Source organism: Erysipelothrix urinaevulpis (genome assembly GCF_009828835.1).
In the GTDB taxonomy this organism is placed as follows: Bacteria; Bacillota_I; Bacilli_A; order Erysipelotrichales; family Erysipelotrichaceae; genus Erysipelothrix; species Erysipelothrix urinaevulpis.
Genome location: NZ_WTTB01000002.1, coordinates 198,638 through 214,979, shown reverse-complemented (window position 1 = coordinate 214,979; position 16,342 = coordinate 198,638). Strand labels below are relative to the sequence as shown.

Genomic DNA, 16,342 nt, shown 5'->3' with positions numbered 1-16,342 from the left:
GAAAACCCAGACTTTCTTTAAGTAGGAGATAGATTATGGAAAATAAATGTCAAGGTTGTGGAGAAATTCTACAAACTGAAAACCCTCAAGAACGTGGCTATGCGAAGGCGATAGAACATCAATTTTGCCAGTCATGTTTTAGATTGAAAAATTATCGAGACTTTAAGCATGTTCGAGCAGAGGTTAATGATTCAGATGTGCTTGATTTTATTCAATCGTTTGAAGGAACAATCTTTTGGATTATTGATTTACTAAACATTAATCAAAGTATGCATCCAGGTTTGATGCGATCTTTGGTTGATAAAAATGTAGTTTTACTTGGAAATAAACGCGATTTGTATCCGCAATCGTTATCAGATACAAAATTGTTGCATGCCTTGATGAGGGAAATGAATCAATTTCCTCTATCCTTCATGGAAGTGCAATTTGTATCCGCAAAAAAACGCGAAACTTTACAAGGGATTTTACCTTATTTAGAGCATGGAGACATTGCGTTTGTGGGAGCTGTTAATGCTGGAAAATCATCACTTTTAAATGCCTTATTAGGAAAAGATACCTTATCTGTTTCCCCAGTCGCATCCACAACTGCTCAAGTAATGGAAATTAAGGTGAATGATTATACACTCTATGATACCCCAGGCTTACAAAACGAAAGTAAACTAAGCCATCATTTGAATGATGAAGATTTACTAAGTTTGGCGCCACAAAAAACCATGAAACCGCAAGTCTATCAAATATATGAGAAACAAAGCCTTGTTATTGGTAATATTGGTTCAATCACAATTGAACCGATTGATCAAGTTCAAGTGATTGCCTATGTGCCAGTTGTAACAAAACGAGTTAAACCTGAACGTGTGGATGCGAATTTCAAACAAGCAAAAGAAATGGTAATCGATAATGCTACGTATAGAAAACGCATTTGGCCTAAAGCCGACCATAATGTTGATTTAGAAATATTTGATATTGGTTTCTTTAATATCAAAGGTAAGTATAAATTACTTGAAACAAATTTCGATAAAAATGTCGAAATTGTATTTAGAAGGGCGATGATTTAATGTTAAGTAATAAAGACAAAAAGGAATTAAGACGATTAGCACATCATGAAAAGAATTTAGTCAATGTTGGGAAACATGGTCTGACTGACAATCTCTATGAAAGTTTTGAAGCGGCGTTGGAACAACATAATCTTGTGAAAGTAAATATTCTCAAGACATCATCAGTAACACTTGATGAACTCATCGAGTCCTTTGTCCATGAGTATGAATGTGAACTTGTGAATAAAACAGGACGGGTTGCTATTTTTTATAAATACCACGAAGAGGGTCGCATAAAGCTGTGATGAAGGTCGTATTGTTTGGGGGAAGTTTTGACCCGATTCATGATGGACACCTTAACATGGCTTTGTTAGCGTTAACACAACGAAAGGCTGATGAGGTTTGGTTTATACCCAATCAAGTTAGCCCTTTTAAGCAGCAAAAAACAAGTTTTAAGGATCGTTTAAAAATGGTTGAGTTGATGATTGAAAATCATCCCCAGTTAAAGGTCTTTGACCTTGAAGGTCAATCGTTAGGCCCTTCATATACCATCGATACAATAAAACAGTTGCAAACACTTTATCCGACCATTCAATTTGAGTTTTTGATTGGCGATGATCAAGTTTTAAACTTATCAAAGTGGAAAGACTACGATGAATTAATGAAACGTGTTCAGTTTATTGTATATTCTCGCTTATCTCAAGAACATGATTTTCCAACGGTGTCAGGCGATATCATCTCCGTTTCTTCAAGTGAAATCCGTCAAGGTAACAGTTTTAAAACATCAAAAGAAGTCTTAAGGTACATGATGAAGAAGGGGCTATACCTTGATGAAATGATTAAGGAACGATTGTCATCGTATCGCTATGAACACAGTCTTCGCGTTACCAAACTTGCACTTGAACTGGGTGAACATCATGGTCTTGACACTGAACAAATCTATTTATGTGCTATGTGGCATGATGCTTATAAAGAAGACCCTAATCTTGATAAGATGATTCATGAATTTCTGCCGGAAATGTTCGATAAACCTCAAGCATTTTATCATGCCTATCTTGCAGCCTATTCTCTAAAACATAGTTATTATGTTGATTGTGATGCGGTTTATGATGCAATATGGAATCATGTCGATGGTGGATCAAAGGCTAAGCTTGCTAAGATTCTTTACATTGCCGATAAATGTGAACCAAAAAGAAACTATGATACAGAAACATTATTAACTCAATGCTTTGAAGATTTAGATAAGGGCTTTGAAGCGGTGAAGAAAGATCAAGAAAACTATTTAAAAAGGAGTAGAAAATGAACAAACTATTAAATACAATCGTAACAGTACTCGATTCAAAAAAAGCCAATGATATTACAGTCATTGATTTTAGAAATGAAAATCCGTTGTGTGATTCTTTTGTTGTTTGTGATGCTGGAAGTTTTAGACAAATTAATGCCTTAGCCGATGATGTCATCGAAGAATTGGCAAAAAATGATTTTCCTGTACGTTCAGTGGAACGTCAAGAAGGGTCATCATGGATATTAATTGATGCCATTGATGTGGTTATTCATATATTTTTAAGTGATGATCGACACCATTATAATTTAGAAAAACTTTACAAGGATTATATTGATGAAATCGTATTATGATGAATTATTTCAAGATTTAGATGGAACTCATCAATATTTCCAATGGATCGAATCTAAAATTAAAGATACGGATTCAATTATAGAGTTAGCGTGTGGTACAGGAGACTTACTTAATTTATTTTCAAAAAGGGATGTGCTAGGGTTTGATTTAGAAGCATCATCAATTCAAACAGCAATTGAAAAGTATCCTGGTCTCCAAGATAAAGTATATGTCGGTGATTTTTTAAAAAAAGAACATCCTCATAAAAAGGATGTTGGTATTTGTATTAATGATTCTCTAAATTACATTCAAACTATTGAAGATTTAGAACGATTTGTGGATGTATCACTCTTGCTTGCTGATGAATTGTTTTTGGATAGTCATCATCCTTATCGCTTGATTGAGTTTGAGGATGGTTATTTGGAAGAAGGTCAAACTGCTTCTTTTGATTATTCGTATCAGATTATGAGTGAGGATAATTTCCTTGTTCATATTATAAATTTTTTAGATGGTCGATTTGATTCTGTCTTTCAATGGGTCTTTGATCCAATGGTTCTAAAAGCTCTCTACGAAGCAAAAGGGTATACGGTGGATCTCTTCACAGATTTTGATACTCAAGGAGTTTCTGAAGAAGGAGAAAAGGTCATGTATCACATCTATAAGGAGGAAGCATTATGATTTTAGTTATCGGGGCAATGCTTGAAGAAATTACGGCACTAAAAATAAAAATGACTGACATAGAAGAAAAAGAAGTCCAAGGGATTCGTGTTGTGAGTGGTATGGTTGATAACGCGACTGTTTTGTTAGCGCTGTCGGGGGTTGGAAAAGTTAATGCTGCGTTCACAACCGCAACGCTTTCGCAACACTTCGACATTCAATCAATCATTAACATTGGTTCGGCTGGTGGATTACAAGATGGTCAAAATGTTGGTGATATTGTCCTTTCAACACAGTGTCAATATCATGATTTAGATATTGGGCCTACCACGCATACGGACCCTCGTTTCATATTTAAACCAGAAACCTCATATTTGCCCACCCTTGAAACAATCATTGAATCAATGGACTTAAACTGTCATACTGGCTTATTGCTTGCAGGTGACCAGTTTATTACCAATCAATCTCCTCATTTTAAAATAATCCAAGATTTGTTTCCATGTGCTGTGGCGGTAGATATGGAATCTGCAGCGATTGCTGCGGTGGCAACACGTCTAAAGATTCCCTTTGTTATTCTAAGAAGCTTGTCAGATGTTACTTTGCATCATGGCAATGAATTAACGTTTGAAGAGTATTTGCCATTGGCAAGTGAAAATTCAGCAAAAATTTGCATTGAGTTCATAAAAAAAGAGTTCGCTTAATCGCGAACTCCGTATGGACCTGACCACAAATTATTTTCAAAGAACCAAGTTTTTAACTCAGTCGATGTGAAAGGTTTTTGAGGGTCATAGACCTTAGTACTTATTATTTTATACGATTCACCCGTTGATGATAAATGAACAAACGCTGGATATCGTTCGATTTCCAAGATTGTTTTAAGTCTTGTTACTGAAATATCAGAATCTTTTGGAACATTCACTTCCACAATTTGAGGTAGTGCTTGTTCCTCTTGCTCATTTGCAAGGGGCGACAAGATTGTCTGAATTACATACTCAGAATCTTGGCTGTCATCTTTGATCAATAAGACTAAATCATCTTCATGGTCTTTTAAGTAATCTGATAAATAATCAACATCAATTTGTTCACTCATAACTTGATCAATATTTCGTGATTCAAGGGCAACAGTTTTCGTTTGAAATTTATCGTGTAAAACTATAAAAAGGAATCCTACAAGCACAGCTGCTGCTGAGAAGTATAGAATGTGTTTCAATAATCGTTTCTGCATAAGTCCTCCTTTATACAAAAGTAACTTTAACACATCGCATCACAAGATGCAAATGCACCGATTGTGAAATCGCTTTCATTATAGCACCAAGTTAATTAGTATGCAAATCTTCAAATTGAGGATGCTTTATTGTATAATAGAAAAGATGCAAGAGCGGAGGTATGTATGTTTTTAAAGAAAATAGAAATGAAAGGCTTTAAATCCTTTGCCGATCATGTTGTTATTCATTTCGATAATCCTGTTACAGGGATTGTTGGACCCAATGGTTGTGGTAAAAGTAATATCAGTGATGCAATTCGCTGGGTATTAGGAGAACAATCTGTTAAATCAATGCGTGGAAGTCAAATGACTGACGTCATCTTTAACGGGTCAGAGGAAAGACGTAAAGTTAATTTAGCAGAAGTAACCTTGTTTTTTAATAATGATAAAAAAGCACTTAATTCTGATTATGAAGAAGTTGAAGTGACACGTCGACTCTTTAGGGATACACGTGAATCTCAATACTTAATTAATAAAACTGAATGTCGTCTGCGTGATATTCATGATTTAGTTTTAGATACTGGACTCGGAAGAGATTCTTTATCCATTATCTCACAAGGTACAATCAGTCATTTTGCTGAATCGAAGCCACAAGAACGTCGCTTGGTATTCGAAGAAGCGGCGGGCGTTTCAAAATATAAAAAGCGTAAAATTGAATCGATAAATAAATTAGAGCGTACGAAAGAAAACATGGAGCGGATGCAGGACATAGTTGATGAGATCGGCCAGCAAGTAACGCGGTTGAAACGCGCATCCAAAAAAGCAATTACTTATAAAGAGTTGCAAAGTGAATTACAATCTGTTGAAGTGTCTGTTTTAGTCAAAGAAATTAATGATTTGAGTGAAGCGTTGAAAGTAGAACAAAGTAATTTAAATGAATTTGATGCTCAACTTGCTCAAGACGAAACATCTGTGGGAGTTTTAGATCATGATTTGGAAAGCAAACGCAAAGAGTTATTTGAACTCGATCAGTCAATTGTTAAGAATCAAGAAAAAATGATGACTTATGTTAAAGAGTTATCCGATCTGGAATCACGTAAAGTTGAAATTGAAGAACGTCGAAAATATACAATGCAGGTGGGTGACATTCAAGCGCGTGCTAAAGAATTAAAGTCCCAAGTTTTCGAGGCGAAACTAGAATTTGATGATCGTTTGAAGCGTTATGATGAACTTAAAGCAGAACTTGATCTGTCAAATCAATCCATTGAACGTCACAATTACACGTTAGCTCGACTGAAACAAGAAGAATATCAAATGGAAGCAAATGTTAGAAAAACCGAACAAAAAATGACATTTGTTCAACATCGTCTTGATAAACCCTTTGAATCACAAATGGGTGTTCAGGTAGTCATGGATAATAAAAAATCATTAAGTGGAATTCATGATGCTGTTGGACGGTTGTTTACACCCCATGATAAATTCGAAATTGCGATTCAAACAGCACTAGCGGGGGCCATGATGCATGTTGTAACTGAAGATGACCATTCAGCAGTAGCAGCGATTGAGTTTCTTAAACGAAACCGAAGTGGTCGCGCAACATTCATCCCTCTAACAGCAGTTAGGGCTCGAAGTGTTTATGATGATGCGCTGCTTATTTGTCAACATGACCAAGGTTTTATGGGGGTTGCGTCTGATTTAGTTGATCATGATGAGTGTTATTTGACCTTAAACCGTAGTTTGCTTGGAAATGTTTTAGTTGCTAATACAATTGACGATGCAAATCGTTTATCAAAGAAACTAAAAAAACAATTTAAAATTGTTACATTAGAAGGTGATGTTATCCACAAAGGTGGATTTATGAGTGGGGGTTATCAGAGAAATAACCAAACATCAATCTTAGGTTTGAAAAAAGAACTTGAGCAATTAGAAGAAAAACTTAATGAATTGAAAGAAAAAGAATCAAAGCATAAACATGAAACACGTCAATTGGAACAAACAATTCATCTTGATAATCAAAAATTGATGCAAACACGAATTTCAGTTGCGCAATTAGAACCTTTGTTAGATGTGAAAAAAGCAAAGTATCTAAGTTTAAAAAACGATTTTGAAGAATTAGATTTTGAAGTTAATGAAGATGAACGTGAAGATCCTCATAATAATTTGATTTCAGAATTAAATAAAATGACAATGCAACGTGATGAATTGACCAATAACCTTCAACTTCAAAGAGAACGTCGTTTAAAAATGGGGAACGATGTTCAACGACAAGAACAGGAGTTAAGAAGAGTTCGTAAAGCAATGAATGACATTGCGTCAAGTCGTCAGGCATGTCAAATTACGATGACCAAGCACCAAACACGTTTAGATACAAGTTTTGAGCGTTTGTCTGGTGAATATCAAATGACCTATGAATATGCTTTAGAAAATGTTTATTCGAAAGAAGCAAGTCAAGAAAAACATAAAGTACATTCTTTACGTCAAGAAATAAGTCGTTTAGGTAATGTTAACTTAGCTGCTCCTGAAGAATATGAAGAAGCAAAGGAACGCCATGATTTTCTAACCCATCAACTGAAGGATTTAGAAGAAAGTCGTAATAAATTATTGGCAGTTATAGAAGAAATGGATTCAATCATGATTGAACAATTTGAAGCGATGTTTAATCGTGTTAATGAAGAATTGCCAGCAGTGTTTGTTGCCTTGTTTGGTGGTGGAAGTGCAAATTTAATTTTGGAAGATCCTGATGACTTACTTAATACTGGGGTCGACATCAACGTTCAGCCACCAGGAAAGTCAGTTCAAAACATTCGCTTGTTCTCGGGTGGAGAAAAGTCTTTAATCGCAATTTCTGTACTTTTCGCAATTCTTAAAGCGCGTCATGTGCCGCTGTGTGTCTTTGATGAAGTCGAAGCGGCGTTAGATCAAGCCAATGTTGAGCGACTTGCTAATTATATCTCTGATTTTAGTCATGATACTCAATTCATTATCATTACACATAGACCCGGTACCATGGCACAATGTGATGTACTATATGGTGTAACAATGCCGAATAAAGGTGTTTCTTCGATGCTTCGCGTTCAATTAGATGAAGCAATCGAACTGAAGGAGGACGTTAAATGAGTTTCTTTGATCAACTGAAAAATAAATTTCAGAAAAAAGACGATAAGGAATTATATACAACTGGCCTGAATAAAAGTAAAGAAGGATTTGGTGATAAATTAAAATCCTTGTTTATGGGTAAACCAAAGTATGACGATGGATGGTACGATCATCTCTTGGCTGTTTTGATTCAAGGCGATGTTTCCTTGAAAAGTGCTCAAAAGATTATTAAGAATTTGAAAAAACAGATTAATAAGTCCATGAGCGAAACGGAAGCATTTGAAACATTTGCTGCTGTTTTATTAGATCATTATGGTGAAAGCGGTCAAGATTTTGTCTATGAAGCAGGGCGTTTAAATGTTATTATGTTAGTTGGTGTTAATGGGTCAGGTAAAACAACGACATCTGCTAAATTAGCAAAGCGTTACAAGGACCAAGGTCATAAAGTTCTCTTGGTTGGTGGCGATACATTTAGAGCAGCAGGTAGTTCACAGTTAGGTGTTTGGGCTGATGAAATAGGTGTAGAGTTTATCGGCGGTAAAGAAAAACAAGACCCAGCATCTGTTTATGTTGATGCGGCACGCTATGCAAAAGAACATGATTTTGATATTATGATTTGTGATAGTGCGGGCCGTTTACAAAATAAAACTAATTTAATGAATGAGTTAGAGAAAATGAGAAGAGTACTGGAACGTGAAGCGGGTGTGATTGATCATACTTACTGTGTTATTGATGGAAACACAGGTCAAAATGGATTGGTCCAAGCGAAGTCATTCCAAGATGTTGCGAAAATCGATTCGATTATTGTAACAAAACTCGACGGTTCTCCTAAGGGAGGGGTTATTCTAAGCATTAAAGATGAATTGGGAATTAAAGTAAGCAATATTGGCTTAGGTGAAAAAATGGATGACTTGAGACCATTTGATATCTCTGCGTTTGTGTATCGCTTAGTGAATCATGATGATTGATGAAACGATTGCACTTAATCGCTTGTTTGATTATTATGGATCGTTGCTAACAAAGCGACAACAAGAAGTATTTGAGTATTATTACCATGAAGATTATTCATACCAAGAGATTGCTGATCTTTTGAATATTACACGAGCAGCAGCCTTTGATAATTTAAAAAGAGCCAAAGAAGCGCTTAATAATTACGAGGAAAATTTAGGATTTAGTCAACGTTTGGATGATTTAATTCAATCCTTACAAGGACTTAAAAATAAGGAAGTCAATCAATTAATAGAAAAATTTTATAACGGAGGAAAATATGACTAAAGTATTAGCAGTAAATGCGGGAAGTAGTTCCCTAAAATTTCAATTATTAGAAATGCCAGAAGCAGAGGTCTTAGCTTCAGGGATTGTGGAAAGAATTGGATTGGACAACGGAATTTTCACACTAAAAAATAATGGTGAGAAAAATACAGTAACACTTGATATACCTGATCACCACGTTGCCGTTGATTTAGTATTAAAAGGATTAGTAGAGCACCGTGTTGTTGAACAATTGGATGAAATTGTTGCAGCAGGCCACCGTGTTGTTCATGGTGGAGAATACTTTACAGAAAGTGCGTTTTGTAGTGAGGAAGCCATCAGTCGTGTTGAAGAATTAGCTGATTTAGCACCGTTACATAACCCAGCAAACTTGATCGGTTACCGTGCGTTTAAAAAAGCACTGCCAGAAGCAACTCATATTTTCGCATTTGATACAGCATTCCATCAAACAATGGAAGAAGATGTGTTTATGTATGCTTTACCATATGAATATTATACGGATTTAAAAGTTCGTCGTTATGGTGCTCATGGTATTTCTCATGAATATGTTGCTCATCGAACCGCTGAATTAATGGAAAAAGAAAATAATGGCTTAAACTTAATTACCTTGCACTTAGGAAATGGTGCTTCATTAAGTGCTGTTCAGGATGGAATTTGTAAAAATACATCCATGGGCTTTACTCCTTTAGCAGGTGTTATCATGGGGACAAGAACGGGTGATTTAGACCCAGCAATTGTCACTTACTTGATGCGTAAACTTGATATTAGCGCAGAAGAAGTCTTAGATATCTTTAATAAAAAATCAGGCATGGCTGGAATTAGTGGCTTATCAAGTGATGCTCGTGACATTGAACAAGGCATTGAAGATGGAAATGAACGTGCGATCTTAACGCGTCGCATGTACGCTCAACGTATCTTAGAATATGTTGGTGCTTATGCAATGCAACTGGGTAAAGTTGATGCCTTAGTTTTCACCGCAGGTTTAGGTGAAAACGATGCTGGAACCCGTGAAGCAATTCTTGATGTCCTCGAGGTTGGTTTAGGTGTTAAGTATGATAAAGAGTTGAATAATAAGACACGTGGTGTCGAACAAAAAATTAGCACTGAAGACTCAGCGGTAGAAGTTTGGATCGTCCCTACAAATGAAGAATTAGTCATTGCTCAAGATGCATATAGGATCCACAATGAAATCAAATAAATTTTTAAACATTGTTGAAAATTATGATACAATCGCAGTTTTTCGTCATCAAAACCCTGATGGTGATGCCTTAGGTTCTCAATTTGGAATGGTGCGCTGGCTACAAAATCGTTTCCCAAACAAAAAAGTCTATGCTTTGGGTGAAAACAATCATTCATTTACATTATTTCCCCAAAGTGATGATGTAGAATTAAAGGGTGAATTTTTAGCGATTATTTTAGATACAGCGAATCAAGCTCGTATTGATGATGATCGTTATGAATTAGCCGATCAAATTATTAAAATTGATCATCATCCAATTGTTGAAGATTATGGAAGCTTAAGAATTGTCGATTCAACACGCGGAAGCTGTGCTGAAATAATTGCTGATTTATTCATCAACCTTGATGAATATTCCTTTACGGAAGAAATTGCATCGTATTTATTGGCAGGTATTTTGACAGATACTATTCGTTTTTCAATCGAAACAACCTCGTCAAAAACACTGAGAACAGCAGCTAACTTAGTTGATTATGGTGCAAATATTTCTAAGTTGAATCAAGAATTGTTTACAAGACCTAAAGCATTCTTTGAATTAAGAACACGTCTTTCACAGGAAGTTGTTTGGAAAGATAAATTGGCTTATATCATCCTAAGTCAAGACTTATTACAAGAACTTAATTTAAAAGAAGACGAAGCAAAAATGTTCATTTCAATTATGGCAGATATTATTGAAGTGGAAATTTGGGCCTTGTTTATTGAACAACAAGATCAAAGCTATCGAGGATCTATTCGTTCACGAGACATTACAATCAACACGATTGCTCGTAAATACAATGGCGGTGGTCATCGTTTAGCAAGTGGTGTTCGTGATTTAACGACCCTTACACTTGAAGAAATCATTAAAGAATTAGCTAAAACATCGTTATCATAAACGATGTTTTTTCATGTATAATAGAAGACAAGAGGTGAAGCAAATTGACACATTTATGTACTCGTTCTTATTACTCATTGCTCAATGGAACTTTGAGTATCAAGGAACTTGTCTCATTAGCAAAAGAAAACGGAATGACTGCTTTAGGGTTGAGTGAGAGGCATGGTTTATATTCTGCTTTGGAATTTCAAAGTGAATGTGACAAGCAAGGAATTAAACCTATTTTTGGTCTGGAAATATCGATGCTTGATGATGACTTGCATTTTGATTCACAAATTATTGCTAAAAATGAACGAGGATATCAATGTTTAATTGAATGCTCCTATCAACTTCACCAAAATAACCCGATAACGTGGTCAATGTTAGAAGCTTACCACGATGATATTATTTTTATTGTGTTCACAGAAGGGGGGCCATTCGAAGGTTTTTTTCTGAATAAAGAGCATGAGAAAATAGAAGAATACTTTGTAAAGTTAAAATCACAATGTCCCCACATTTACCTTGGGGTCTCACACCAAGAATCAAATTACTTTAGAAAAAACAATGAGTTTTTACTTAATTTAGCCAAGCAATATGGTATGAGTGCCATAGCGCTCCCGAAAGTTTATTATCAAAACCAAGGTGATCATGAGGTATTAAGGGTTCTTCATGCGATCAAGGCTGGGACTCATTATGATGATAAAAATTTAGTTTCTGCACCCAATCGCTATTTTTACTCAAAAAAAGAGATGTTAGATTTATACGGTGAATCATTGTTGAAAGGGATCGAAGAGATTGTTGAAAGTGTTGATTTAGATATCAAAACATTGAGAACATCTCTCCCGGTTTTTGAGCCTGCAAAAGAGGTTGGTTCAGATCTATACCTTCAACGGCTTGCGTCGTTAGGTTTAAATAAACGACTGAATGGGCGCTTTGATGACGTTTATACGCAACGTTTAAATCATGAGTTAGAAATAATAACATCGATGAATTTTTCGGATTACTTTCTCATTGTTTATGACATTATCCGCTATGCAAAAAAAGAAGGGATTTATGTTGGCCCTGGGCGCGGTAGTTCAGCAGGCTCACTTGTTGCATACTGTTTGGGAATCACAGAAGTGGACCCACTTGAATTTGGATTGTATTTCGAACGCTTTTTAAATCCAAGTCGTCAAGAGATGCCTGATATTGATATTGATTTTCCTGATGATAAACGTGACCAAGTGATTGACTATGTTCGTAAAACATACGGTGATGATTATGTTGCACATATTGTTACATTCGGAACGCTTAAAGCAAGACAATCATTCAGGGATGTCGCAAGAGTTTTTCAAATGCCAATTCATCAAGTTGATAAGATTACCAAACATATTCATTCCCAAAATTTGTTGGAAAGTTATGAATCAAGTCAAGTATTGCAACGATTGATCAATGAATCACCAACGTCAAAAAAAGTCTATGAAACTGCATTAAAAATTCAAGGCGTGCCACGACACACTTCTTTACATGCAGCTGGAATTGTTTTATCTTCACGACCCCTTCATCAATTTGCACCATATTTTCACGATGAGAATGTTGGTTCTGTAGTACAATATGATATGGTAAGACTTGAAGAAATTGGTTTAATTAAAATAGATTTCTTGGGACTTAGAAATCTAAGCATTATTGATAATATTTGTAATGACATTCCAGGATTTGATTTAGGAAGACTTCCAATGGATGATCAAAAGACTTTTGAATTATTATCAAGAGGTGAAACATTGGGCTTGTTTCAACTTGAATCAGAAGGAATGACACAATTATTAAAAGATATGAAACCTTACCGTTTTCTTGATTTGGTGGATGCAATTGCACTTTATCGACCCGGACCTATGGAGAACATTCCAACGTATTTAAAGAATCGTAAAAACCCAAGCGCAATCCCCATTATTCATGAAGATATTCAAACTGTGACTGAAAGCAGCTATGGGATTTTAGTTTATCAAGAACAGATTATGCAAGTTGCACAAATCATGGCAGGATTTTCTCTCGCAAAGGCTGATATTCTTCGCAAAGCGATGAGTAAAAAAGATGCAGTTGAATTAGCATCGTTAAAGGTTGAATTTATTGAACAAGGAATAAAACGAGGATATGAAGAAAAACTTGTGATTGAGGTTTATGATCTTATTATGCGTTTTGCTGATTATGGTTTTAATAAATCTCATTCAGTTGCTTATGCCAACATTGCTTATCAAATGGCTTATTTAAAAACTCATTATCCATTGCAATTCTATCAATATCTTTTAAATTCTGTCCAAGCTTCTTCCAGTAAAACTGCGCAATATTTGAATGAATGCAAAGCGCGATCAATAAAAGTCATCAATCCTTCGATTCAAATAAGTACCCATCGTTATGAATTGATTGATGAATGTTTGGTTTTACCACTGACACTTATCAAAGGTATTAGTCTAAGGTCGAGTCAGATTATTGCAAAGGAAAGAGAAAATGGCGATTTTAAATCTTATTACGATGCAATCAGTCGGTTAAATTTATTAAATGTGTCAAATCGTCAATTTATTTCATTGATTCAGGGTGGGGCACTGGATTGTTTTAATCAAAGTCGAGTGGCGCTTCAAGAAAATTTAGATGAGGCATTAACTTATTCATCCTTGATAAAAGTTAATAAAGGTGGCAATTTTATTCTCGACCGTTCGCTTGTGAGTGAACCGATTTTCAAGAAAATTGATGAAAATCCTCACCAGTTACTTGAACATGAAAAAGACGTTCTTGGGTTTTATTTAAGCGATCATCCGACACGTCACTTGCAAGAAAAACACCGGACAGATGAATTGAATCAAATTCAAGAAGGTCATCGTCGTTACAAGGTAATTGCGATGGTGGATACGATTAAAAAGCATAAAACAAAAAAAGGGGATCAGATGGCATTTTTAAAGCTTAGTGATGCAAGTGGCGATTTAGATGCAATCGTATTTCCGAATCTTTATGCTCGGGTTGAGGAACAAATTGAAATTGGTGCTATAATATATGTGAAGGCAAGCATGAGAGAACGTGGTAAAATAATATTAGAAGATTTATATCGCTTTGAATAATAAGCTGAAAGGATGATTTTATGGTCAAGTTTCTAATTGTTGATGATGAAGTAAAGATAAGAGAAGTTGTTAAAGAATACGCGAAAGCATCAAACATGGAATGTGATGAAGCGGCTGATGGTGAAGAAGCGCTTCACTTAATCAGAAATAATTACTATCATGCCGTTGTTTTAGATATAATGATGCCACGAATGGATGGATTCACAGCGGTCCAAAAGATTCGCGAATTTTCAGAAGTTCCAATTATTCTGCTCTCGGCGCGTCAAGAAGAGTTCGATAAGTTATTCGGATTTGATTTGGGTGTTGATGACTATGTTACCAAGCCGTTTTCTCCAAAAGAATTAATGGCTAGAATTAAGGCTGTTGCTGAACGTGCCAAAGGCGTCAAACATAGTTTCTATCAATTTGAAGGCTTGCATGTCGATATTACGGGACGTAGTGTGAGTGTGGATGATGAACGGGTTAATTTGACTCCGAAAGAGTTTGATTTACTTGTTTTTCTAATCCAACATGAAAATCAAGCATTATCTCGAGAAGTTCTTCTCGATAGAGTTTGGAATTATAATTATTATGGGGACTATCGTACAGTTGATACACACATAAAAATGTTAAGGCAAAATTTAGGAGTGTATCGTAAGTTTATAGTCACAGTACGTGGTACAGGTTATAAATTTGAAGTTGAAAACTAAAAGTATGACCTTTCGAGTGTGGTTCTATTTCATGTTATTAACTGGAATCACACTTTTGTCATTGTGGATGTTACAGATATCATTTATCCGTCCATATTACGAAAGAAATCGAACTCAGGTTATCAGTCAAAAAGGACTAGAGATTGAACGGTGGCTTCAAAATCCAAAAGCACTCGAAGATCCAGAGCGATTAACAAAAATGTTGTCGAAAGAAAACATGTGTGGAAGTATTTACTCAAGTGAAGGTGAAATCTTGATGACATCCAGTGGGTCGCTTGTCTGTATCTTGAACAGTTTGCCAACTCAATCAGTTCTTGAGTATATATTGATGGCTCAAGAAGCGCCGACATCACAGTTCTCAATTCGATTCAGCTCAGATATCTTTGAACAAGGGATGTATTTTTACGGCAAAGAGGTTGTCAGTGAAAGTGGGACGTACTACATTTTCATTAATTCACCCTTAGAATTACTGGACTCAACGGTCTTTGTGATTCGTCGCCAATTCGCCTTATTAGCGTTCATTGTTTTTAGTATGGCGACCTTGGTATCATTTTTACTATCAAGACATTTATCAAAACCAATCGAACGTCTTAATGCTTCTGCTCATAATTTAGCGAAAGGTGATTTCGATGTTGAATTTGAAGGGCAAGGGATCCATGAAATGGATTCTCTAGCACAAACGCTTAATTATGCTACATCCGAATTCAAAAAAACAAATGATTTGCGCCGTGATTTAATTGCGAATGTTAGTCATGACTATAAAACTCCGCTTACAATGATTAAAGCGTATGCGGAGATGATTAAAGATATTTCAGGTGATCATAAAGAAAAAAGAGAAGAACATTTAAATGTGATTTTAGATGAAGTCAATCACTTAGAACTCTTGGTGAATGACATGCTTACCTTATCGAAATATGAATCAAAAATGTATGAAATTAATAAAACTAATTATAATCTTTTGGATAATATTGAACATACTGTTGACTTGTTTCAACTTGATGATTGGCGCATAAACATTTCATGTTCTAAGAAGCATTGTGTCTATGCTGATCAAGTTAAAATGGGGCAAGTGCTCTATAATTTCATCAGTAATGCGATCAAATATGCTTCCCAAACAAAGAAAATCGATATTGTTGTTGAAGAAATTGAAAACAACAAATTAAAGGTTAACGTCAAAGACTATGGTGAAGGACTTGATGAGTATGAAAAAGCCCATTTGTGGGATCGTTATTTTAAAATCGATAAAAACTATCAACGTTCATCAGCACAAAGTGGTTTAGGTCTATCCATCGTTAAAGCGATTTGTAGTGCGAATGGATCTGATTATGGTGTAGAATCTCAAAAAGGTGAGGGTGCTTGTTTCTTTTACACTCTTGAAAAGTGCAAAAAAACTTGAGTTTGTGAATGCGAAAATATAATCCTAAAGGCTATTCAAATGAGTAGCCTTTTAATGTCTATCAATCCCGACGCTTCCGATTTTCATTTTGAAATTATGGTAACACCGTGAATTGACAACTAAATTATAAATTGATACTATATATTAAAATTAGAAGCCAAGGAAAATAATCAACAAAAAACATCGATAAAAAAAGAATG

The 16,342-nt window shown here is 35.4% G+C and carries 15 protein-coding genes; 14 read left to right on the top strand and 1 reads right to left on the bottom strand.

The window, feature by feature from the left end:
- Positions 1-35 precede the first annotated feature (35 nt).
- From GVV10_RS03080 to GVV10_RS03055, 6 genes are read left to right on the top strand one after another with little or no spacing between them, the layout of a single operon-like run.
- Positions 36-1,055, top strand: a complete 1,020-nt coding sequence (locus tag GVV10_RS03080) for a GTPase (RefSeq protein ID WP_159519490.1) — start codon at positions 36-38, stop codon at positions 1,053-1,055.
- Entirely contained in the window at positions 1,055-1,339 is a 285-nt protein-coding gene (locus tag GVV10_RS03075) for a YhbY family RNA-binding protein (RefSeq protein WP_159519488.1), read from the top strand. Before GVV10_RS03080 ends, GVV10_RS03075 begins: the two co-directional genes overlap by 1 nt.
- Positions 1,339-2,337 carry a nicotinate (nicotinamide) nucleotide adenylyltransferase gene (gene nadD, locus GVV10_RS03070; protein ID WP_159519486.1) on the top strand — a complete coding sequence of 333 codons (999 nt, stop codon included), beginning with the start codon at positions 1,339-1,341 and terminating at the stop codon, positions 2,335-2,337. The genes GVV10_RS03075 and nadD overlap by 1 nt, the downstream gene beginning before the upstream one ends.
- A complete protein-coding gene (gene rsfS / locus GVV10_RS03065) occupies positions 2,334-2,669 on the top strand; it encodes a ribosome silencing factor (protein WP_159519483.1) in 336 nt (111 codons plus the stop codon). The genes nadD and rsfS overlap by 4 nt, the downstream gene beginning before the upstream one ends.
- The gene (locus GVV10_RS03060) at positions 2,653-3,327 is read left to right on the top strand and encodes a class I SAM-dependent methyltransferase (RefSeq protein WP_159519481.1); all 675 of its coding nucleotides are present in this window, start codon (positions 2,653-2,655) and stop codon (positions 3,325-3,327) included. Before rsfS ends, GVV10_RS03060 begins: the two co-directional genes overlap by 17 nt.
- Complete coding sequence (locus GVV10_RS03055) at positions 3,324-4,007, top strand: 5'-methylthioadenosine/adenosylhomocysteine nucleosidase (protein WP_159519479.1); 684 nt, start codon at positions 3,324-3,326, stop codon at positions 4,005-4,007. The genes GVV10_RS03060 and GVV10_RS03055 overlap by 4 nt, the downstream gene beginning before the upstream one ends.
- On the opposite strand, the gene GVV10_RS03050 is transcribed toward GVV10_RS03055, so the two are convergent.
- Positions 4,004-4,531: a hypothetical protein gene (locus tag GVV10_RS03050; protein ID WP_159519477.1), complete on the bottom strand. Its 528-nt coding sequence runs from the start codon at positions 4,529-4,531 to the stop codon at positions 4,004-4,006. The two genes, GVV10_RS03055 and GVV10_RS03050, sit on opposite strands and share 4 nt — an antisense overlap.
- Before the next feature lie 165 nt (positions 4,532-4,696).
- Between GVV10_RS03050 and GVV10_RS03045 the strand changes: the two genes are divergently transcribed.
- Genes GVV10_RS03045 through GVV10_RS03010 form a run of 8 tightly spaced genes read left to right on the top strand, consistent with a single transcriptional unit; the run spans position 4,697 to position 16,142 of the window.
- On the top strand, positions 4,697-7,627 hold the full coding sequence (locus GVV10_RS03045; protein ID WP_159519475.1) for an AAA family ATPase: 2,931 nt from the start codon (positions 4,697-4,699) through the stop codon (positions 7,625-7,627).
- The gene (ftsY, locus tag GVV10_RS03040; protein ID WP_159519472.1) at positions 7,624-8,574 is read left to right on the top strand and encodes a signal recognition particle-docking protein FtsY; all 951 of its coding nucleotides are present in this window, start codon (positions 7,624-7,626) and stop codon (positions 8,572-8,574) included. The genes GVV10_RS03045 and ftsY overlap by 4 nt, the downstream gene beginning before the upstream one ends.
- Positions 8,567-8,881 (top strand): YlxM family DNA-binding protein, encoded by a 315-nt coding sequence (gene ylxM, locus GVV10_RS03035; protein WP_159519470.1) that lies wholly within the window; start codon positions 8,567-8,569, stop codon positions 8,879-8,881. The genes ftsY and ylxM overlap by 8 nt, the downstream gene beginning before the upstream one ends.
- Entirely contained in the window at positions 8,874-10,076 is a 1,203-nt protein-coding gene (locus GVV10_RS03030; protein ID WP_159519468.1) for an acetate kinase, read from the top strand. Before ylxM ends, GVV10_RS03030 begins: the two co-directional genes overlap by 8 nt.
- Positions 10,063-10,989 (top strand): DHH family phosphoesterase, encoded by a 927-nt coding sequence (locus tag GVV10_RS03025; protein WP_159519466.1) that lies wholly within the window; start codon positions 10,063-10,065, stop codon positions 10,987-10,989. The genes GVV10_RS03030 and GVV10_RS03025 overlap by 14 nt, the downstream gene beginning before the upstream one ends.
- A 44-nt stretch (positions 10,990-11,033) precedes the next feature.
- Positions 11,034-14,057, top strand: coding sequence for a DNA polymerase III subunit alpha (locus tag GVV10_RS03020; protein ID WP_159519464.1), 3,024 nt, complete (start codon positions 11,034-11,036; stop codon positions 14,055-14,057).
- Between the two features lie 20 nt (positions 14,058-14,077).
- Complete coding sequence (locus GVV10_RS03015; protein WP_159519461.1) at positions 14,078-14,746, top strand: response regulator transcription factor; 669 nt, start codon at positions 14,078-14,080, stop codon at positions 14,744-14,746.
- Between the two features lie 31 nt (positions 14,747-14,777).
- On the top strand, positions 14,778-16,142 hold the full coding sequence (locus GVV10_RS03010) for a sensor histidine kinase (protein ID WP_236261856.1): 1,365 nt from the start codon (positions 14,778-14,780) through the stop codon (positions 16,140-16,142).
- Positions 16,143-16,342 lie beyond the last annotated feature (200 nt).